Below are 20,198 nucleotides of genomic sequence, written 5' to 3' on the forward strand. Positions count from 1 at the left end.
ACCGTCGTCGTAGAAGCGAACCGTCTCAGGCGGCAGCGTCACCATCGTTGGCCTCCGCTTGTTTCCGTCGCTTCTCGTAGATGTCGATCAATACGGCGGCCCAGGCGTCGGCGACTTCCTCAGGAAGCTTCTCCTTCGTATCCGGATCCTGCCGGCGCGCATCCTCAGCGCACGGTGTTGACTTGGTTCTCATGACCCTCTCCTCGAAACCGCGAATTCTGCTGTCGCAGAGACAAATCGGCGTCGCGGCCTGCAAGTCCTGGTGCAAGCCACGATTCGCCACGCGGGTGCGGGCCAGTCCATTGAGTGCGGCGCGGACTATTCGCCGTCGGCCTTGTACGCGGCGCGATAATCGCCCAGCGCGGAACCGAAGTCGTGATAGACTCGCCACGTCGCGGCGAGCTTGTTGGGATCGGCGTCGAAGCCGAAAAACTCAACCGTCGGGCTCTGCTTGCCCTGCAGGAATGCCACGACGATTGCCGCGTCCTGCCGGCCGGCGAACAGATACCATGCCTTATCGCTGGTGCCGGTGAAGCGAGCTGAGTTCGACAGCCGCGGTTCGACCTCGAGCGACACGACGTTCTTGAGGGCATTGCCCGTCGGCTCGTCGTTGTTCGCCCGCTGGATAAAGTCGGACTGCAGCAGCTCCTTGGCGGTCTGCTGCAACTCGGGCGGCACAAGTAACGTGCGAGGTCGGATGTCGAGGTCGCGATCCTCGTCGTCCCGCTGCGCCATCATGCGAGCGATGCCGGTCGCCAGCGCGATCGCGTCGAGCGTCGATCCGGCACCGGTGTCAAAGTTGCCGTTGCCGGCGCTGAAGAACGAGCCGGCCCCACCGAGCAGCGTCGTGTAGGCCAGATCGCTGACCGCGCGCATGGCCGCTCGACCGAGCGACATCGCCGTGTCCTCGAACAGACCGAGGTCGTCGTTGATGATGTCGCGCCGGTCAATCGACAGCATCTTGCCAAAGGTATCGACCGAATACTGGTAGGTCGCCTCGTCGATGCTGCCGTGCTTCAGTTCGCCGCCCGGCGCAACCTGCGTCAGGTCACCGGTATCACTCGGTCGGATGCCGGTGTGATCCTTGAAGTCGGCAGCCGACTTGATCGCCGCGAACGCACGCCAGGTGGCCGGCGACTCGGTGTAAGCATCGAGAAGCACCTTGTTCGCCGCATTCCCAAGCGCGACGGGAAGAGAGTAAGTCGACAGCGCCGCGCGGATCAGGGCCTCGCGTCCCGATGGCGCGTCGCGCTGTTCGACCATCAGTGCCGCCCGGCATAGATCAACGAGGCTCGTGGCCCGCAGCTCGCGGGCTTGTTGGGCGGTTTGCGGGCCAAGGTGCTTCTCGACCAGATTCTCGTGGCCCATGTGGACCAGCACGGCCGCTTCGATCACGTCGCGCGTGGGCGCGACCGTCGTCGTTTGGATGTACGGACCGCGCGGGCGCGACGCTCGCAGCACGGCCAGTTCCGTCTGCTGTCCGGACCAGCCTTCTCGGATGGCCTGCGCCTCGATGTCGCCGTGTTCGCCATTGCAGGCACGACGAATCGCCGTGATCCGTTCGGTTTCGGCAGCCGCTTCGGCACGGATGTCCTCGGCGGTTTTTTCTGTGGTTGTCATGAGAGCCTCTTCTCCTTCCTGCGAAGCGGCGATCGCGACCGACGTTCCGGCATCGGCACCAATCGCCACAATGCTGACTTCCTTGAGCGCGGACGACCGCACCAGCGTGAACCCGCTACCGGTCGCCCTGATCGTCCGCCCGTTTACTTCAACAATGTCGCCGGCGCGTACTCGCTTCGATTCGCCCGGAGCAACACCGACCGACGCCTGAAACTGAAACCCGCTGCGAGCCAGCTCGATGATCTGCTTCGCGGCCTCATTGGTGGGCGCGATCGTGCCGGCGACTAGCAACTTGCCGTTGGCGACCGACGCCTGCCCGAAACCCACAACACCTCGCAGCGTAGAGTCGTGGTCGGCCAGGATGCTGATCTGAGACGCCGAGACGTCGACGCCGGCCAGGTCGAGAACTAGCGGTCCCCATCCAGGCACGACCATCTCACCGCCTGTGTAGGCGACGATGGTGACGGCCGGCGTTTTGCCGGCGGCCTGAATATCCACGTCGCTTGTCGCGAGCAGCAGTTCTTCAGTCGCTGTGGACATTGGTCGCCTCCTGCGGTTCGAGTTTGGTTCCCTGCGGGAAGAACCGGATGTAGGCGTACTCGTTCGGATCGGTGGACGGTTCGATCACGGTGACCAAGCCGAGCACGTCGAAGCTCGTCGAGAACCCCATCTTGTAACGAGCGGCTGCAACGCGACGCGCCTTCACGCACTGGCCGAACCGCAGGTTGTTGACCCAGCAGTAGTGCGTCCAGGACGACCATCGGTCCTGGTCGTTCTCATAGATCCACTCGGCGGCCGCGTCGATGTCCTCCTTGCTCCACTCGAGCCAATCGTTGCCCGTCCAGGTCATGCCTGGCCGCGCTCCCTTCGGCTGGACGATTCCTTTCTCGGCGAGCTGCCAGAGGTAGATGCCGTCGACGTACAACCCTCGGAGACGCAGTTCGCGGAATGCGCCTTCCGTCGACTTGGGATAGATCAGCGCCGTGCTGGAGTTGCGACTGCGCATCTTCTCGTCGTCGATGTTGGGTAGCAATTCCATCAACTGATCGAAGTCCTCGCGGAGCCAATAGTGCTTCTTGTCGGCCCGGGCTTCGCGGTCCTGCTGTTCAGTTTGCCTCATCCTTGTTCTCCTTCTTTGATGATTGAGAGTTCGCGTTGGACGGTTCGCTTGGGAATTCCCGTCTCCCTGGCGATTTCGTCGACCGTGCAGCCGGCCATCCACAGCGTGCAGACTTCCCGCCTTCGTTCCGGCAGGCTGCCGAGATAGTCGCGAATCAACCCGTCGACGGCCGGGTCGCGACAACGCGAAGTGCGCGGCGTCGCATAACCCTCGATGTTTCCCGGCTGGTTGTCAGAGTCGATTCGTGAGACAGCCTTCGGCTCGCGTTTGCCTTCCGAGTAGAAGTCACGGAGGAGGTTGTACTGCCGGCTCGCCATGCGGTTCTTGGCAAGACCGACGTCCTTCGTCTCACACAAGACCTGCCAGCCGGCCAGAAACAGCTCCTGAATCGCATCCTCCGTGCGATGGTCGTCCCAGCCATGCGGTCGCTTGGCCGCGATGAGTTTCTTGACCAACGCCTCCGCAAACGGGTGGAGATCATCGGGGGTGTCGAAGTAATCGGTCATCCAATCTCCTTTGACCGGCAGGCTTCCTGCGTCTACTCAACTAATCCACGCGCCTCCGCGCAAACGCGCCATCGTAGACTCGAAATCTTCTTGAGACCTCGGCCTCCATCGGATCGTCAGTTGTTTGCGTATTAGCTGCGCGGAAATATCACTGATTTTTCTCATGTCCGACGATTGAACTCGCGTTGCAGAATGATAAACTGGGCAATTTAGTGGAGGCGAGAGCAGTTCGCTGCCGATTCGTGGAGTCGCTGAAACTTTTTGGACTCCGAAGTCGTCTCTCCTTGATAGAGAGGTTTCCATTTTCCCTAGCCGGCCAACCACGAGGTGTCAAATGCAAAGACGATTCACGGTTGTTATCACAACCTTACTGTTGACTCTCTCTTCTACTGTTTCTTATGCCCGCACCTGGACCGAGCGGTCATCCGGACGAACAGTCAATGCAGATCTCGTCTCCTTTGCTGGCGACGTCGTAAAGATCAGACGCCAGAGCGATGGCAGAGTCTTCGCTGTCCCCGTCGAACGGTTGAGCGACGTTGACCGAACCTTTGTGGAATCTGCTTCTCAAACGCGCCCTGAGGCAACGCCCCGAAAAGGCAACGTTAGGTTTGTGGCGTTTAATGCGCAGGCCCAGGATGAGTACAGTGCTGAGCAACTCAATGCGTCGAAACGCATCGTCTGTGTCTGGAAAAAAGGCACGGCTCAAGCAGCCATGAGGACGATTGAAGCGGTCGGTCTGAAGGTCACGTACCTTGGCTCTGCAATCCCGTTCGGCGTTTGCACCGGACAACTCACCGAGGACGGACTCAAGCGGCTGAGGAGCGACCCGTCGATCCAAAGTGTCGAACCTGACATCGAGTTGGTCGTTGACGACGCGCAGCCCGAAGTGCGGCAGATTACGGACGAAGTCTTGGCAGCATACGAACACGCTGGCCGTATGGTGTGCGTCTGGAAGAAGGGGAAGAAGAAGGAAAGTCTCGAGATGCTTGCGCAAATGGAGAAAGAAGGAAAGCTGCGCGTGATTCACAAACTCGAGACCACTCCAATCGCCTTCTGTGACTGGAAGCCGCCACTGCAGCAAGCAACGCTGGTGCAACTGCAAAAATCGCCAATGCTGGATTACGTTGAACCAGATTTGACGCTGGTGAAGGACAACCCAACCAAAGGTCGAGAGATTGTATTCCCGAACGGGACACCCAAGACGGTCGTGTCTAAAGGCGTTGTACTGACCACGCCAGATGATCCAGAGATTGCCAAGCTCTGGGGAATGGATTCCATCAAGGCGAAGAAGGCGTGGACCTGTGCCAACCAAACAGATGTTGTTGTGGCAGTGATCGATTCGGGCGTCGATTATAATCATCCGGACCTGAAGGCCAACGTGTGGGTCAATACGGGTGAGATCCCTAACAACGGAGTTGATGACGACAGTAACGGCCACAAGGATGACTACTACGGCCTGAACTTCACTCAACTTCCACCTACAACGGATACGCTCGATAGATACGGACACGGTAGCCACGTCGCCGGAACTATCGGTGCCGTTGGCAACAACAAGCTCGGAGTCGCAGGCGTCAATTGGCGTGTGCAGGTCATGGGACTCAAAGTTTTTGATGACGCTGGAACTGCACCAGTTGGAAGCGCTCTAGCTTCTGCCATCGATTATGCTGTCGCGAGGAAAGTTCGCGTCATCAACTTGAGTCTTCGCTGGGGAAGTGAGCGGGCTTTCTTGAAACGTGTTATTGATGGAGCGGAAGACAAGGGCGTTCTGATTGTATGCTCAGCTGGCAATCTAAATCGTGGTGATGATCCACGCACGATTGATAATGACGTCGTGCCCCAGTTCCCCGCGTCCTTTCCGAATGACAACGTCATCGCGGTTGCGAACATCACGGAGAGAGAACAGCTTAATGCGAGTAGTCATTTTGGATTGCGGAGCGTCGATTTGGGTGCTCCCGGGACAGACATTTACAGCACTGTGCCAACTTCTGTAAAGGCATCGGGTTATGACTCGTACACTGGGACATCCATGGCAAGTCCGCATGTCGCAGGTGCGGCGGCGCTGATTTGGGGACATAAGAGGTATAGCAGTGGCGATTTCAAGGCGATTCGAAAGCTACTTCTAGACAATGCTCGCTCAATTCCCGCGTTGTCGGGAAAGTGCGTAACTGGCGGCACTCTTGACATTGGCTTCTTGTGTAAGCAGAGCCCGCCACCTATCGGAAAGAAACCGCCAATCGTGATTTGCCCCCCACCTCGTTGTTACATCCCGTGTCCCCCGCGCCGCCACGTCTTTTATCGCTTCCGTTGTGGTAGTCGGTAGCGGCTTGCAGAGTGACGACTAGTAGTGCTAGTTACGCCCAGCAGGAGCATTCCTGCTGGGCATTTCTTTTTGACTCAATGACGTTGATACAGAAATGCCGAATCGAACAGGTTGTTGACGAAAATCCCGCCTCTTGAACGCCCTTCTTGAAAGGCATGTTCAGGCAGCGGGCAATCTCGTTGAGAATCTCGTGCTTAAACTCGCCATAGGTCGTCGCGGGCTGTTCGGCTTCGAGCTGGCTCATCTTCCAACCGCCAGGCATGGTGAGCAGCGCCCGCTGTTCCAGTTCGATGGGCTCGAATGGTTCGGCGGCGTCCGCCTCGCCGTTGGCTGGCGCGTCGGTGTAGAGGATGCCGGCGAAGTCGGCAGCCGTTTCAGCGGCCGCAAGCACGGCCAGCGTGAATCGCCGCAACTGTGCAAACAGCGGCAGCGCCGGCATGATGTCGGGAATGCCGCGTGCCTGGCCGGGTCGGTCGAGGCGGAACAAGTGAATCATCGCTTCGGCGGGCAGGCGGTCGTAGTCTCGCGTCAGCCGAACGGCTTCGCCTGGATGCGACTTGAGCACGTGGTATTCGATCGGATTGCCGGCGTCGTCAAACACGATGCCGTCGATGCCATTGGTGATCAAAGCATTCAAGTCGGGCGTGCAAACCTGGTCGGCTTCAATCAACCGCAGGTCGAGTTGGATCGCCGTCGGCAGCACGGGATTGCTTGTCAACACGGCGAACGCTTCACCGTCCTGGGCGCGCGACATTCGCATCGTGCGAAGTTTCTCGGGCAGGTTGACGGCTCTGGACCACGCGCCAAACTCTCGTTCGATCCGGCGATTGGCGTCGGCGTCATCCGTCAGTACCTGCAGCCGAGGTCCGGTGCCGATCGCGTCGTTGGCCAGCGTCAACACAATGCCACGGGCGTAGCTGTTGTTGGCTACCTCATAGCGTGCTCGATTACGCAGAATGCGACGTACCTCGGCGCTATTGGCCGCGTTGGCGGACAGTCCATCCGCGCCGGCCCAATGCCGACGGTTATCGTCGTTGGTGACGGCCGCATCGTAGCGGGCGCGAAGCACTCGCGCGGCCCGCGTCAACGGGCGGCTAGTCGTCTTGGTGAACAGATTGGCGAGCCAACGGAACATTTAGGATGCTCCTGGTGGCACGAGTTTGTTGAATGCAAGACCACGACGCTTTGACTTGGCTGCTTCCTTCGAGGCCAAGTACTTGTCGGCCGCGATTTGATCGGGGAGCTTGTGCTGCTCCACGGACCCAGCGTCGCCGGCAGCCTTGGCAGGCCCTTCGGCGTTTTCGCGGATCGTGTCTTTGAGGTCGTCGGCCATTGAGGTCTCCAATCGCAAGCGAGAACAACGCCTGCCTATTTGAAGACCTACCCGGTCACTCTCGTGAATGACGAAAGACAAGGAGAAGAAGGCAGAATCGTGCTACATGTAGCGAGGTCGGAGCCTCAGGGCCATGAACGTAGCGGTCGACGAAGGAACTTAGCGCAAGTCGGGTGTGCGCCTGGAGAGGACTGCAAGGACCTCGTCATGGCCCCATCTGGAACCGACCTCCTTGCGTCGATGTTGAGCCCACCCGCTTGCCGACATGTGATGCTTGGCATCAAGGATGGTGGCGTCCGCGCCACGGTTCAATAGAAACGACACCATGTTCGGCTTCGCTTCCCATGCCGCCCAGTGCAATGCGGTCGCTTTCCCATCCGTCACGTTCACATCCAGACCGCTATCGAGCAAGTATTCCACGAGGGGTACACGATCGCAGACTGCGGCACACCTCAGCACATCAAAGACTTGCTCATCGGAAAAGGATGCCGACTCAAGGTCCGCCCGCACTCGATCGAGTTGTCCAGCTCCGGCCGCGATTCGTGTCGATAGGATTTTCGCACCCTCTCTTACGAGCAGGTCGACAACTTCGACCATGCCGAAATGAACGGCGAAATCCAGCGGCGTGCCATCGGGGATGCCGGGATACGAGGCAACGGCTTCCATGTTCGCGCCGGCGTCGATCAAAACTTCCGCGACGCCCGCTTCTCCCAAACTCGCTGCGCCGTGAAGAGGCGTTTCGCCTGCGCCGGGAAGTCCGTCCACCGGCGCGCCCGCGTCGATCAGAATCTGTGCCAACTCCGCCTGCCGGCCATGATCCCAGAGTTGATTGAAGGGGCCATCGCTCAAGAAGTGAAGCGGCTCAGTCTGGCAGCTGTTCAGAATGCTGCCCCAGCGGATCGGCGTGGAAGCTAGTTTTGGGTTTTCATTCAGAAGCTGTCGGGCGCGTTCGACATCGCCAGCGACAATCGCCTTCTTAAGTTGACTCATTTCATTGGGCCTTCAATCCTGCCACAACCTGGCAGCAGTCTGATTTCTTTTGAGTCTGGCATTCCTCGAGCGCGTTCTTCAACACTTTGCGGACGTGCCGAAGATCCTTCAGCCGCTGCTCGATGTCCGCCAGTCGCTCCTCAATCAGGCTCTGCACGTTGCCGCACGTCGGAATGCCGCCTTCGTCGTCGGAGAGCAACGCCTTCACGTCCTCGAGCGTAAACCCGATCGCTTGTGCCGCGCGGATGAACTTCAGCTTGTTGAGCGACTCACCGCTGTACAACCGGTAGTTTCCCTGGCTGCGATTCTCGGGTTCAACGAGACCGATTCGCTCATAGTAGCGAACAGTCGTTGTCGGAATGTCAGCCGCTTTGGCCAACTGGCTGATGGTGTATTCGTCGGGCATGGCAATGCTCAAATCGCCCTTGGAGAACTGATTTTCAGTTTTTTGGCAAATCCGCTTGACCTTGCACTTAGGTGCAACCTCGATAATAGACGCAGATGACCGGATTCACAACATAGGGCTGAGAAGCCATGAACCAGAACGCGGCAACCGCAACCAGACAGACGTGCCCGACTTGTGGCCAAAAAGCACGACGTGTTTCGCTTCACACGATTCGCAGCCTGTTGAAGGAACCCGCTGCATCAGGATTCCAAAACGGCGAATCGTGTTGCCAGACCGATGGAACGGGATGTCACGCAATCACCGAAGACACCGGCTGGCGTTTCTGTGACTCGCCGGCATGCGACGTTGTGTACTTCGCAGAGCAGAGTGACGATACGTTTGTCAAATCACAATTGAAAGTTGACGTGGGCGTCAAGGAGACAGCTGGCGACCGCCCTCTCTGTTATTGTTTTGACCACTCGGTGACCAGCATCAAGCGTGAGCTGGAGGCAACGGGAGAATCGACGGCGGTCGAGGATATCCGCTCCCGGATGAAAGGAGAGGGGTGCCATTGTGAAGTGACCAACCCCAGCGGATCCTGTTGCCTCGGAAGCGTGGCCAAGGGAATCGAAATCGCGAAGGGTGAACTGGTTACGACGGAGTCGCACATTGATTCCAAACCTCCTTCGGGCCGGGGAGAGAAGATCGCCAAGGTCGGGACCATCGTCTCTGCGATCATGGCATCGAGTTGCTGCTGGCTCCCGTTGGTCCTATTGGCCGTAGGCGTATCCGGTGCCGGCATCGCGGCCGCGCTCGAAACCTATCGGCCCCTGTTCATGCTCATCACATTCGGGTTTCTGGGAGCCGCCTTCTACTTCACTTACCGGCCTCGGCCAGCAAGCGATGCGAACCAGGACGCGTCGTGCTGCGACTCGACGATGGTAGGCGAATCAGACTGCTGTGCGCCCGAAACGACGTCGCGCTGGAGTATGGCCGCGATGAACAAAGTCATGCTGTGGGTCGTCACTGGGCTGGCGATCGCGTTCCTGGCCTTCCCAAGCTATGTCGGTCTGCTCTTCGGTGCAGGACACAACGTGGTCGTAACCGATGATATGAACCGCGCGGTTCTCACAATTGAGGGCATGACTTGTGAAGGATGCGCGACGACAGTTGCTGAAGCGATCAAACGTGTGGACGGTGTGATCGCGGTGGAAGTGAACTACGAAACGAAGCAAGCGACCATCGGGGCGGAAGACTGCTGTCCCGTGCCGATTAAGGAAATCCAGTCTGCTCTCGCCAAGGCCGGTTACGCCGGCGAGCCAATCGACCCAACGGACTAACCAATTCATCCGAAAGTGATTCACAACATGAGCCGTTTTGCTTGCATAGCCCTGCTTTGCCTGCCCGTCGCAATCGTTGGATGCGGCCGCACGAGTACGGAGAATCCAAACGGTACGTCGTCAACCGCGTCGTCCGAATCGACTGTCCACATTCACATCAGCGGCTTCAAGAAGAGCAAAAGCGGCGCGACGTGAATGTTGTGACCGAACACGGTCAAAGAGGCCCTGGAAGGGTCTGACGCAGTCACAATGGTTGAGATGCATCTCGATCGAGACGTATTCGATGTCACGTTTGATTCATCGAAGGCGCAAGCGTCCGATCTCGTCGCCATCATCGCCGAGGCCGGCTACTCGGCGAGAATTATCACGGGCGATACGTCCGAACCTACCGTTGCCGATGTCGACTATCCCGCGCTTTTGCCTTCCGTATTCGACCGGGCGAGATCCGCCGGCAAACCGGTCGTGTTGTACTTTGGGGCGTCATGGTGCGTTCCTTGCCGCCGCATGTCCCAAGAAACGTTTGCAGATCCGACGGTAAAAAGCCTGCTCGACCGCTGCATCTTTGAGAAGATCGACGCCGACGAGCGAGCCGACTTGTCAAAACAGGCGGGTGCGAGGGCTCTCCCCGACGTGCGATTCGTTTCCGCCGACGGGAAGGAAATGAAGAGGATCACCAGCTTTCTCGGCCCGAACCTGTTCGCGGACGAGCTGCGCCAATTGCTAGGTGATGAGCCTGTCGACAACACAGTCGAAGAAGGCAAGAGCGTCGAGTTGCATGATCTCTCGCCCGAAGCAGACCAGCTGCGCGAGGCCTTCGTGAAGGCCAGCGGTAAAGTGAGAGTCGTAATGCTTGTCTCGCCTGGCTGACCGATGTGCGTCGAAGGGGCCCGTGCGGTCCATAGGCAGGCTACCAGCCAGATTGAAAGTCCCGACTTGGTGATTTTCGTTGTGTGGTTGCCGCGATATCCGGGGGACAACCGCGAGAAGGCCGTCACCGCCACCAGGAACGTATCTGACTCGCGGGCTCACCACTTCTGGGACGCCGAAGCCATGCTGTCAAAGCGTTACGGACGGATCTTGGGTCTGCCGGAAGGTAAACAATTCGCGTGGGACACATACATGGTGTTCGACGCGGATGCGACTTGGATCGACACACCGCCGACGCCCGCCAACTGGATGCATCAAATGGGCGGGGCACTTGGCCGCAGCCATCCGCGTTGGCTTGATCCTGATAGATTCAAGGGCTCGCTAATTGAATTGCTAAAAGAGCCAGACCGCAATCAACCTTGATTCATTCAGACGCGATTTGGAGGAGCCTGGACCGGCGACTCGTAAGTCACGATCTTGCGGCTGCAATGCCGGCACTCTTTGCGGCGGCGAATACGGCCGTCACGCAGCGGTTCCGTATGCGTGGTGTAGAAATGCCGGCAGCCGCACCGTGGGCATTCGATGCCGCGATTGGGTTGTTGTGAGCCGGCCTGATTCATTCGCGACGCCTCCGCTGCAGTTCGGCGAAGCTGACACGCTCGCGTTTGGCGGGACCAAATGCGCTCCCTGTTCCAGCGAGCACCGCCCCCTGAATTGAGGCGGCCACAGCGCAGCCGACTAGACAATCAAACCAGTGGTTGTCGCCGCGTTCTGGTCGCATCTTCCATTCGTCAACCGTGCGGCCGCGGCCTTCGGTCTTCACTCGATACTCGGCCGACAAGTGCTCGGCAAAGAGACGATGCTGGTCGGCGCTTTCGCCAAACAACGACAGGCAGCCACGGTCACCCATCGGCACCGCCAGCCGAGCGTGCACGAATGTTTTCCAGAAGTTGGTGTCGTAGACGACGTGGCGCACAGCACGCTTGCCGGCCACATTGGGCATCCGCCAGTTGTGTCCGACCCGGTCGCCCGGCCGGCGCTTGTACTCGGAGAAAGGCTGACTCGATGCGCCAACAAACCGGCCGTGACTGGGAATGATGACGCCGGCGTGTGCGGATTGCCGGCAGAATTGATAGACCACGTCAGTCGATGCACCCCAGTTGGCGTCCACCAGGCAGCGTTCGATTCGCAGCATGGCACCATCATCGCGCCGCCATTCGCGACCGAGATGCGACGTCGTCAACTGTTCGAGTCCCGCATAGATGGACCCTTCCAAACCACTCGCCTTCGTCGCCAGCGGCAGCGTGAGCCGGGCATCTCGCAGCGTAAAGTAAGGCCGCTGTTGGTCAGGAAACTCGCCATAGTCGACGACATAGCCGGTGAAATCGTCTTCCCACGCTGCGACGACGTAGAACAGTAAGTTCCCTTGAACGTCCACAAACATCGTCAGATGGTTGCAGCCAATTGGCAGCACGCCTCGCTGCATGCGATTGGTCTTGGCGGCGATTTGGTCAGGCGACAGTTCGTCTGCTTCGGACGTTTCCTCGGGTAGTGGCTCGTTCTGGTACTCTGCGAAGAACGCCGCCTCGTCTTGCAACTTGAGGTTCATCGCGTGCTGGATCGCCGACTCTTCATCGTGGTTGAATCGTTCTTGCCAAGCCACGTCAGCGCCGGCATCCATTGCTTCCCGATTGGCCGCGTAGAACTCGGTCGCCAGTCGGATGTCGCCGTGGGCGCGGAGGCTCTCGCCGCGAAGTTCGGCGTAACGCTGCCACAGCTTCTCATCGGTGGGAAACGAATACACCATCTTCGTGCGCTCGCCGTTCCATTCCGGATGCTTGTCGCGGCATAAAATGTTGTCAGCCATGTCGCTGGGGCGGATTACCGTACAGGGCATGATGCCGCTGATCTTCTTGCCGGGACCAGCCAGACCCAGGATAGCGCCTGCGAGTATTCCCTCGCGCGTCGCGCATTGCGACAACGACCGAGCCGACTCGTCGGTCTGCGGATCGTCGAGCACGACCAGTGAGGGGCGAACGGTATGTCCGTCCGAACGCTTGTATTTCATGCCGCGAATGCGGCCAGTAATGCCAGCGACCTTGATGATCGCCCCGCTCGCGGCGCTGCCGGGCATCGAAGGAAGCACGACCTCGCGGGCCGTCCAACCGATGTGCGTTCGCTCGCCCTTGAAGAGTTGACCGTTGCAGCGATTGGCGATTCCATCGAGGCACTGAATCGGATAGACGACCTCGGGGAAGTCTTCGAGCAACAGGTCGTTGCCGTCGAGTTCCATCTTGATCGAGTCAAGCATATCCATCGCATGCCCTTCGTCGCTGCCGATGAGACACACGAACTCGCGGTGGCCGTTGAGCACGGCCCAGATGCACGCGCATTCGCAAATCGTCGTCTTGCCCGAACCGCGAGGCATCGCCATCGCGAATAGTCCGCCGCGCAGCACGGCCTGCTCGATCTTGCCGATCACTTTCAAGTGGTCGGGCGACCACGGGAGGTGGAACGTCAGCGGAAAGTAGGTCTCGCAGAAGAATCGAAAATCGGATGCTGCCCGCGCTTTGCGGTCCCCGCTGACGACCTCGGGCAGTTCACCAATGTCGCGGCCGGCAATGGCAAGCGCGACATTGCGAGCGCGAGCGCGATCCTTCAGCTTTTCATACGGATCGCCGTCGGGCTCTGGGCGCGGCGTGTGCCGAATCTCCACGAGCCACGCGACGTACCGCAGCAAGTCTACGAAACGTGCATCGCCGATTCGCATGCCGGCCCGCGTTCGATGGCGATGGAGCTGCCGTTCATTGATGACCTCGCCCAACGGCGTCGAGTTCAACAAGCGGCACAATTCGCTCGGTCGTAGTTTCCGCGGGTCAGTTGCCACGCCCCATCTCCTTCACGAGCCATGCGGCGTAGTGCATGAGGTTGACCGTGCCGTCGGGATTCTGCGGCGCGCCGGCCTCCAGGTCGGCGGCGATCTGTTCGACGGGGACGCGGACCTTGGCGGCGGCCGAAAGCAGCTTGGCAGCCTGCTCGACGGAGAGGCGGTTTGGGTCCACGGGCGCATTCTCAGCGTTCATCGCCCGCCCCCTTCCGGCACAGCTCTCCGCGTGGGCCAACGGGTGGCCACGTCGCGTACCGCGCCGGCGATTGGCCATTCGTGCGACCACCGGCGTAACACGTCGCGACACGTGGCCAACCTGATCGACGCGACGCCAACCTTGCCCCGTTTGACTTCCGAGAAAACCTGCTGAATTCCGGCGGAATGTTCCGCGACCGCGCTTGATGTTCCTCGAAACGCATGGCTCATGTGTGACTGTCGTAACGCGAATCCCAACCACCAACCAACCGGAGACCAACCATGAACGCCCGCAAAAACAAGAAGCCGAAGCTGACCGCCGAAGCCGCCTACGAGAACGCGCACATCGTGGCGCAAGACCTTGTCCAAAGAATCGGCGAGCTGCTTTTCGACCTGCCCGCGCCCGGCAACGACGAGCACCCGATCAACTGGGCCGACGTCGGCAGCGTCAACGAGGTCAACAACCGCCTGTCCTCGGTCGTCGCCTTTCTCGAAGGCACCGAAGAGTAACCCCCAACCACGAAAGAAAACCCAACCATGACCATCGACGACTTGATCCAACGCTTGGAAGAGTACCGCGACGCCCTGGGCGGCGACGCCGAAGTCCGCCTGATGACCCAGCAGAATTGGCCGTTTGAAAACGAGATCGTCGGCCTCGCTTCGGGCGAAGAGATCAACGAGCCCGACGACGGCGAAGACGAAGACATGGACGAAGACAGCGTGGTCTTCATCATCGAAGGCCAGCAGCGCTGCTACGGATCGAAGCGGGCCTGGGAGGTCGCGTACTAAAGCCGAAACGCCCACGCGGGCGTCGCGGCGGGTGGTACCCGCCGCCTGATGATGGCAGCCCAACCATCGCGAACGTTTTTCACAAGGAGCCAGATCATGGCAACGAAGAAGACCACCGCGAAAAAGACCCCTGCGAAGAAGGCCGCTGCCCCGAAGGCAACCCGCAGCGCCAAGTCGACCAAGGCCGCGCCGGCGAAGAAGGCTCAGCCCGCGAAGCCGGCGGCGAAGAAGACGAAGCCCGCCGCGTCGAAAGGCGAGGCCAAGGCCAAGAAGCTCAGCGCCATCGACGCGGCCGCGAAGGTGCTGGCCACGGCGAAGGAACCGATGAACTGCAAGGAGTTGATCGAGGCGATGGCCACGAAGAAGCTCTGGACCAGCCCCGGCGGAAAGACGCCGCACGCCACGCTGTACAGCGCGATTCTGCGGGAGATCAAGACGAAGGGGAAGGACGCCCGTTTCAAGAAGACCGAGCGCGGCCAGTTCGCCGCGAATGGCTAGGCCACGCGACGGGTTCCGACCCAACGCCCCACGTTCGCCACGTTGGGGCGTTTTCTCGTTGGCGGCCTCGGTGGCCAATACCAACGGCCCGACGCGACACGGCGCAATCGTCGCGACGAGCCTATTGATGTTTCCGCCCGTTTGTGGCTCCTGTGGTTGGGAGATTGGATGTGCCAGCCGCTTACAAACCGAAAGGAACGAATCATGAAGACCTACCTTGTCGCCACTCTCGCCCGCTATGTGCTGGTCGAGGCCGACGACGAAACGCAGGCACGCGAACTTGGCCGCCCCGCGCTGCACGATCTGTACGCCGACCTGCGCCAGCGATTGGGCAGGGAGGTGCCGATCGAAATCCGCACCGTCCGCGAGGCGACTGAAGATGAGATCGAACTTTGGACGTGGCATCATGAAATGCTCGCAAGGGAGAAACAACAATGACCTCGATTCCAAGGGCGGGTGACCGCATCCGACTCATCTCCATGCAAGACGACCCCGCCCCGGTCCAGGTGGGACAGGTGGGAACGGTCGTTTCTGTCTCCCGCCACGGCGGTGGGGAAGACGCTTGGCATCAGGTCGACGTCGCCTGGGATAACGGTCGGACGCTCATGCTTGTCTCCCCACCCGACCGGTTCGCGATCTTGGAATCCCAGACCGACACGCCGTAGCGCTGGCCACGTGCCCCAACACGCGCCGCCCTCGTGCGGCGTTTTCTCGTGGCTGGTAGTTTCGTTCAACCGCCCACCTCCTTCGCGACGTGGGCCAACGTGGGCGACCAGTCGGGACCGAGATACCGAACGGGCTTGCCCAACTCGATGGCGATTCGGATTTCCGCTTGCACCCCCGCACTCGCCTCCCAACCATCGAGCGTCAGCACGACCACTTCGTTGCAACATTCAAGATGGTGCCGGTCGAACGGTTCCCAGAATCGCCAGTCAGTCGGCAGCCCATGCGTGCAGATGCAGTGGCCGTGAGCGATCGGCGAAAAAACGGCGTGGCCAAGCCGCATTAGCTTCGCCGCCGCGCGGCACGCGTCACGAAAACGCAATTCGCGCACCGCAACATCGGGATGCGAATACGGGCTGGCCAGGTAGATCATGCAGAAGCCTCCTGCGCGGGCGCTTCCACACGCTCGGCCTTCTGGCCGGTGAACTTCTCCCACCGCTGCACGATGACGTCGCAATACGGCGGGTCGAGTTCCATCAAGAACGCTTTACGCCCTGTTTGTTCGCAGGCGATGAGCGTTGAACCACTGCCGCCGAACAGGTCGAGCACGTTCTCGCCGGCCAGCGACGAGTACTGCAGCGCCCGCACCGTCAACTCGACGGGCTTCTCGGTCAAGTGAACCATGCTCTGCGGGTTGACCTTCTTCACGGGCCAGACGTCGGGCACATTATTCGGACCGAAGAACCGATGCGCCGCGCCTTCGCGCCAGCCGTAGAAACACCACTCGTGGTCGCCCATGAAATCCTTGCGCGTCAGGACGGGATGCAGCTTGTGCCAGATCACGGCTTGCGAGAAGTACATGCCGCAGGCCTTGAAGACCGGCGGATAGTTGGCGACGTTGGCGTAGCCACCCCACACGTAGAAACCATGTCCCGGCAACAGCACGCGGGCGATGTTACCGAACCAAGCGTGCAGCATTTCATCGAATGCTTCATCGCTCACGAAGTCGTTCGCCAGTGGACGATCTTTGGCTCGCATCTTTTTCTGCGTCGGCTTCGCCTTTTCGGGATGGCGGGCGAGGTCGAACTTCTGGTGATGCTCGTTGCCAGCCTTCGTCTTGCCGCGAGCCACGTCGAACGAGGCGTTGCCTTGACCTGCCTTCAGCTTCTTGGCCGCCCCGTCGTTCGAGAAAGAGCTGAGGCCGGCGGCAATCGCGTTGTTGCTGCGCGGCTCCACTTTGACGTTGTACGGCGGGTCGGTCGAAACCAAGTGGATGCTCGCGCCGTCGAGCAGACGGTCCACATGCTCGGCGTTGCTGCTGTCGCCACAGAGCAACCGGTGGTCTCCGAGAATCCAAAGGTCGCCCAGCTGCGTGATCGCGTCGTCGGGCGGCTCGGGCACGTCGTCGGGATCGGTTAGTCCATCCTGAACGCCGGGATCGAGCAGCTTCGCCAACTCTTCCTGGTCGAAGCCGAGCAGGCCCAGGTCGTAATTGCACGACTGCAGCTCGCCGAGTTCGATGGGCAGCAGATCGTAGTTCCATTCCGCCAGCTCGGCCGTCTTGTTGTCGGCGATGCGGTAGGCCTTGATCTGCTCGGGCGTGAGGTCTTTCGCGGTGTGGACCGGCACCTTCTCCAGGCCCAGCTTCAGCGCCGCCTTGTATCGGGTGTGACCGCAGATAATCACACCCTCGGTATCAACCACAATTGGCTGGCGGAAACCGAACTCGCGGATCGAGGCGGCCACCGCATCGACGGCGTCGTCGTTGAGCCGAGGGTTTTTTTCGTAGGGGCGAATGTCCGTGATCGGACGCAATGTGACTTGCATGGCAACCTCCGTGAATCAGCTGAAGAACAGGATCTTGATCAGGACCGCGAACCAGGCAACGCGCCAAGCGAAGCCTTCCAGCCCTTGGGCCGTGGGAACAACACGCGACTTCCAGTACTCGTCGCGGTCGGAGCGGCGGGTGGAAGCGGGATCTTGGGTTTGCAGCATCGGAATCCTCTCGGTTCAGATTTCGGACAAACAAAACAAACTGTGATGCCAATGGTGGCTGTTCCCGCGTGCCTCACCTGAGGATTTGGGCCGGGAAGGAACCATTGGCCGGCCGGCGGACTTCCTTACTTCTTTCCCCACCCCCCTCACACACGCACGCCTACACGCGTACGCGCGGGTGTATATGCGTGTATGGGTGAAGGAAGAAAGAAGTAGTGTGAATACATATATCTGCGTGACGGGGTGAAAGAAGAAAGAAGCCAAGGACGCCGTGATTCGTGGCGTTTCCGCATCGCTTCCTTCACTTCTTTCACGCCCGATTCGCGTGTTGATGACTGGTTCTTGTTTCACCGCTGTTTCTCCGTTTCGTGGCTTCCTTCACCGGCTTGCCGTCTGATCGGGTCGAACATCTTTCACGCTTCACCACTCGTTTCACCCAGCAACCGGTAGTGCCGTTGCGGTCGCCCGGCCGTTGCCTGGATGACCGTCAGCAGATCGCCCTGCTGCTCGAGCGTCGTGACCAACTCCTGAAACGTCTTGGCGTCGGTCTTCATTCGCTTGAGCAGCACGCTGTGCGCGAGTTGCCCGTCAGGCGCGTCGCGCAGCTTGCGAAGCAGCTTGAGGCACTCGCCGTGGAACGGGTTCTCGGCCACATGGTTGTGGGCCATGAACAACATCCGCCGCGTCTGGTGCAGCATGAAGTCGGTCGCCCAGCGCACTGCCGCGACGTCGATTCGCGGCGTCTGGTGGCTGGCGCTCACCGCGTACAACAACGCCAGCTTGCGGATCTGCTCGGGCACCCGGCCCCAGACGGTGGTGCCGACCGGATCGCCACGGGCTTCCGCGCTGGCGTACTCGGCCTCCGACGTGAGACGTGCCTCGGCCAGCAGGTCGCGGGCGTCGTCGTCCGCTTCGACGATCAACGGCTGAGGATGCCAATTTTCGAGGTTGCCGGTGCCTGGGCTGAATTCCGACCACCAGCGGGCGGCGTCCATGACGCTCGCCGGCGGGTCAATGATCCCCGGTTCCTGGCCGGCGCTGCGCGGCCCGCTCTCGACGATCAGCATGCGAGCGAAGAAGCCGTTGGTGAGCATCCGCTCGGAGAGAGCCTCGTAATAGTGCGTGGGGATGGCCGTGCCGTAGACGACCAGACACGGTTGGTCGATAACGCCTGGCGGCTCCTTGCCCGCCTTGCGCCGCATGGGATAGATGCTGTTGGCCGCCGAGTACATCGTGAGCAGCGTGCCCATAATGTTCTCGTGCCTCGCGTCGCGGGCCTTGTTGATTGACTGCAGCAGGCCGTCGATCTCGTCAGTCTGGAATAGCATCGCCGGCGTCAGAAACAGCGAATCCTGAATCCCTTCGCCGGACGCAAACTTTTCGCCGAGCGAATTCACCAGCCCCACGCGATGCATGACATGCGTGTTGACCTTGCGTGGCCAGTCCTTGCCGACCGACGAGTAGGCCAGCGCCAGCAGATACAGGTTTGTCCGGTTGTCGGCTCGGTCTCGCACCTTGCGGCCAGCGAGGACCGACTGAAGCGCAAGTGCGCCGCAGAACGCCAGCGACACGTTCGGATAGGGCGCGGTGGCCAGGCAATGGTCCATCACCTCGGAGACGAAACCAGGGACGCGCAGTAGCGTGTCCGGCAGCGGCCCAGGATCGGGGTATGCCGGCCGCGCCGGCGTCAGACACGCGCGCCCGTTGCACGCGAGGTTTGACAAGTCGACATCGACGTCGCCTGCGGGTTGACCATAGCCTTCGGCTCGCAGCGCCGTGGCGGCCGCCGCGAAGTCACCATCGTGATTGAGCAAGGCGTAGACGGTGAAGGGAGCGTAGGCGCGATCGGGTTCGAAGGGTGCGGCGTTGGATGAGAACACGTAGAGCACGCCTTCGCGGAGCGTGGCGCTCCATCCCTGCTCCTTTCCGGGGCGACGCCAATACTCGTTCTCGCCCCCACGAACCAAGTCCCAGCCGTGCCGGCGCAGAACATCGCGCACTTCGCCACGCTCGTTGAAATCGTCTCCAGGCCGGCCTTCCCCGAGCAAACCCGCCGGCGCGCGGGCGACCGGCGGCATCGTCTCGTTTAGCGCGCACGCGGCTTCGATCAACACCGATCGTTCCGCCTCGTTCAGAACGGGCAGCGTGTTCAGCGACCCCTGTTCGATTTGGTAGTCCGGCGTCGGGTCGCATAGAAAGAGGCCGCCCTCGCCGCGCGTCTCGATCAGCGTGCAGGTGATTTGAAACTGGTCGCCAACACGACGCGGCACGTATCGTTTGCCAGCGATGACGACCGGCTCGTTGCTGGGCGTCACCACGGTCCGCTGGGCCAGCTTGCGGTTGCCGGGAATGGGGCACTCGCAGCGATAGATCACATGCTGGCCGCCCGACTGCGACCGTTCGACGACGAGGCGTCCCGCCAGCGCCGGCATTTCGGTTGCTACCAGCTCTCGCCAACAGTCGAACAATTCTCCTTCGTGATCAAAGTCGATCATCTCCAAGTGGCCCGATACCTCGCCTGCCAGGACGCAGATGGCCGGCGCATCGGCAAACCACGACTCCACCTGCCGCTCCGTTGGCAGGCGACGCTGGTATTGCTTCCAGCCGGCCAGCGCCGGCCGCTTCTCTGCGGAGATCGCGGGCAGCACGGACAGGCCGGAGCGGAGGTAGTCAAGCGCGGTATCGAGCAT

Annotated in this window: 24 protein-coding genes and 1 other RNA gene; 10 read left to right on the forward strand and 15 right to left on the reverse strand. The window is 60.5% G+C overall.

The features are described from left to right. Window positions 1-25: 25 nt before the first annotated feature. From Pan97_RS26340 to Pan97_RS19135, 4 genes are all read right to left on the reverse strand, one after another. Complete coding sequence (locus Pan97_RS26340; RefSeq protein ID WP_165698856.1) at window positions 26-193, reverse strand: hypothetical protein; 168 nt, start codon at window positions 191-193, stop codon at window positions 26-28. A gap of 125 nt (window positions 194-318) precedes the next feature. Further along, on the reverse strand, window positions 319-2,160 hold the full coding sequence (locus Pan97_RS19125; protein WP_144975376.1) for a phage major capsid protein: 1,842 nt from the start codon (window positions 2,158-2,160) through the stop codon (window positions 319-321). Next, window positions 2,144-2,740: a hypothetical protein gene (locus Pan97_RS19130; protein ID WP_144975378.1), complete on the reverse strand. Its 597-nt coding sequence runs from the start codon at window positions 2,738-2,740 to the stop codon at window positions 2,144-2,146. Before Pan97_RS19130 ends, Pan97_RS19125 begins: the two co-directional genes overlap by 17 nt. After that, window positions 2,737-3,246 (reverse strand): RNA polymerase sigma factor, encoded by a 510-nt coding sequence (locus Pan97_RS19135; protein ID WP_144975380.1) that lies wholly within the window; start codon window positions 3,244-3,246, stop codon window positions 2,737-2,739. Before Pan97_RS19135 ends, Pan97_RS19130 begins: the two co-directional genes overlap by 4 nt. Before the next feature lie 334 nt (window positions 3,247-3,580). Here Pan97_RS19135 and Pan97_RS19140 point away from each other — a divergent pair, with 334 nt between their 5' ends. Further along, the gene (locus tag Pan97_RS19140) at window positions 3,581-5,566 is read left to right on the forward strand and encodes a S8 family serine peptidase (RefSeq protein WP_144975382.1); all 1,986 of its coding nucleotides are present in this window, start codon (window positions 3,581-3,583) and stop codon (window positions 5,564-5,566) included. A 31-nt stretch (window positions 5,567-5,597) separates the two neighbouring features. On the opposite strand, the gene Pan97_RS19145 is transcribed toward Pan97_RS19140, so the two are convergent. From Pan97_RS19145 to Pan97_RS19160, 4 genes are all read right to left on the reverse strand, one after another. Further along, a complete protein-coding gene (locus Pan97_RS19145) occupies window positions 5,598-6,701 on the reverse strand; it encodes a phage portal protein (RefSeq protein ID WP_144975385.1) in 1,104 nt (367 codons plus the stop codon). Beyond that, window positions 6,702-6,899 carry a hypothetical protein gene (locus tag Pan97_RS19150; protein ID WP_144975387.1) on the reverse strand — a complete coding sequence of 66 codons (198 nt, stop codon included), beginning with the start codon at window positions 6,897-6,899 and terminating at the stop codon, window positions 6,702-6,704. It lies immediately after the preceding gene. A 159-nt stretch (window positions 6,900-7,058) separates the two neighbouring features. After that, entirely contained in the window at window positions 7,059-7,889 is an 831-nt protein-coding gene (locus Pan97_RS19155; protein ID WP_144975389.1) for an ankyrin repeat domain-containing protein, read from the reverse strand. 1 nt (window position 7,890) lies between these two features. Further along, window positions 7,891-8,295: a heavy metal-responsive transcriptional regulator gene (locus Pan97_RS19160; protein WP_144975391.1), complete on the reverse strand. Its 405-nt coding sequence runs from the start codon at window positions 8,293-8,295 to the stop codon at window positions 7,891-7,893. Window positions 8,296-8,423: 128 nt separating this feature from the next. On the opposite strand from Pan97_RS19160, the gene Pan97_RS19165 reads away from it, so the two are divergent. From Pan97_RS19165 to Pan97_RS19175, 3 genes are all read left to right on the forward strand, one after another. Beyond that, window positions 8,424-9,614 (forward strand): mercuric transporter MerT family protein, encoded by a 1,191-nt coding sequence (locus Pan97_RS19165; protein ID WP_144975393.1) that lies wholly within the window; start codon window positions 8,424-8,426, stop codon window positions 9,612-9,614. 258 nt (window positions 9,615-9,872) lie between these two features. Then, complete coding sequence (locus tag Pan97_RS19170) at window positions 9,873-10,481, forward strand: thioredoxin family protein (RefSeq protein ID WP_165698857.1); 609 nt, start codon at window positions 9,873-9,875, stop codon at window positions 10,479-10,481. Between the two features lie 66 nt (window positions 10,482-10,547). Then, entirely contained in the window at window positions 10,548-10,904 is a 357-nt protein-coding gene (locus tag Pan97_RS19175) for a hypothetical protein (RefSeq protein WP_144975397.1), read from the forward strand. 5 nt (window positions 10,905-10,909) lie between these two features. On the opposite strand, the gene Pan97_RS19180 is transcribed toward Pan97_RS19175, so the two are convergent. From Pan97_RS19180 to Pan97_RS19190, 3 genes are read right to left on the reverse strand one after another with little or no spacing between them, the layout of a single operon-like run. Beyond that, a complete protein-coding gene (locus Pan97_RS19180; protein ID WP_144975399.1) occupies window positions 10,910-11,101 on the reverse strand; it encodes an NrdR family transcriptional regulator in 192 nt (63 codons plus the stop codon). Further along, window positions 11,098-13,368 (reverse strand): terminase gpA endonuclease subunit, encoded by a 2,271-nt coding sequence (locus Pan97_RS19185; protein ID WP_144975401.1) that lies wholly within the window; start codon window positions 13,366-13,368, stop codon window positions 11,098-11,100. Before Pan97_RS19185 ends, Pan97_RS19180 begins: the two co-directional genes overlap by 4 nt. Then, entirely contained in the window at window positions 13,358-13,564 is a 207-nt protein-coding gene (locus Pan97_RS19190; protein WP_144975403.1) for a hypothetical protein, read from the reverse strand. The genes Pan97_RS19185 and Pan97_RS19190 overlap by 11 nt, the downstream gene beginning before the upstream one ends. A gap of 281 nt (window positions 13,565-13,845) precedes the next feature. Here Pan97_RS19190 and Pan97_RS19195 point away from each other — a divergent pair, with 281 nt between their 5' ends. From Pan97_RS19195 to Pan97_RS19220, 6 genes are all read left to right on the forward strand, one after another. Further along, entirely contained in the window at window positions 13,846-14,073 is a 228-nt protein-coding gene (locus Pan97_RS19195; protein ID WP_144975405.1) for a hypothetical protein, read from the forward strand. A gap of 27 nt (window positions 14,074-14,100) precedes the next feature. Beyond that, entirely contained in the window at window positions 14,101-14,352 is a 252-nt protein-coding gene (locus Pan97_RS19200) for a hypothetical protein (RefSeq protein WP_144975407.1), read from the forward strand. Further along, window positions 14,353-14,416, forward strand: an RNA gene (locus Pan97_RS19205) — hammerhead ribozyme type II. Between the two features lie 32 nt (window positions 14,417-14,448). Continuing rightward, window positions 14,449-14,850, forward strand: coding sequence for a winged helix-turn-helix domain-containing protein (locus tag Pan97_RS19210; protein ID WP_165698858.1), 402 nt, complete (start codon window positions 14,449-14,451; stop codon window positions 14,848-14,850). Between the two features lie 204 nt (window positions 14,851-15,054). After that, the gene (locus Pan97_RS19215) at window positions 15,055-15,288 is read left to right on the forward strand and encodes a hypothetical protein (protein WP_144975411.1); all 234 of its coding nucleotides are present in this window, start codon (window positions 15,055-15,057) and stop codon (window positions 15,286-15,288) included. Beyond that, window positions 15,285-15,515, forward strand: a complete 231-nt coding sequence (locus Pan97_RS19220) for a DUF4314 domain-containing protein (protein ID WP_144975413.1) — start codon at window positions 15,285-15,287, stop codon at window positions 15,513-15,515. The genes Pan97_RS19215 and Pan97_RS19220 overlap by 4 nt, the downstream gene beginning before the upstream one ends. Before the next feature lie 65 nt (window positions 15,516-15,580). On the opposite strand, the gene Pan97_RS19225 is transcribed toward Pan97_RS19220, so the two are convergent. The 4 genes from Pan97_RS19225 to Pan97_RS19235 form a co-directional block, all read right to left on the reverse strand. Further along, on the reverse strand, window positions 15,581-15,946 hold the full coding sequence (locus tag Pan97_RS19225; protein WP_144975415.1) for a DUF1937 family protein: 366 nt from the start codon (window positions 15,944-15,946) through the stop codon (window positions 15,581-15,583). Beyond that, complete coding sequence (locus Pan97_RS19230) at window positions 15,943-17,340, reverse strand: DNA modification methylase (RefSeq protein ID WP_144975417.1); 1,398 nt, start codon at window positions 17,338-17,340, stop codon at window positions 15,943-15,945. The genes Pan97_RS19225 and Pan97_RS19230 overlap by 4 nt, the downstream gene beginning before the upstream one ends. Window positions 17,341-17,355: 15 nt before the next feature. Then, window positions 17,356-17,508, reverse strand: a complete 153-nt coding sequence (locus Pan97_RS26345) for a hypothetical protein (protein WP_165698859.1) — start codon at window positions 17,506-17,508, stop codon at window positions 17,356-17,358. Between the two features lie 413 nt (window positions 17,509-17,921). After that, a complete protein-coding gene (locus Pan97_RS19235; RefSeq protein ID WP_144975419.1) occupies window positions 17,922-20,198 on the reverse strand; it encodes a bifunctional DNA primase/polymerase in 2,277 nt (758 codons plus the stop codon).

It is taken from the genome of Bremerella volcania, assembly GCF_007748115.1.
GTDB classification, from domain to species: domain Bacteria; phylum Planctomycetota; class Planctomycetia; order Pirellulales; family Pirellulaceae; genus Bremerella; species Bremerella volcania.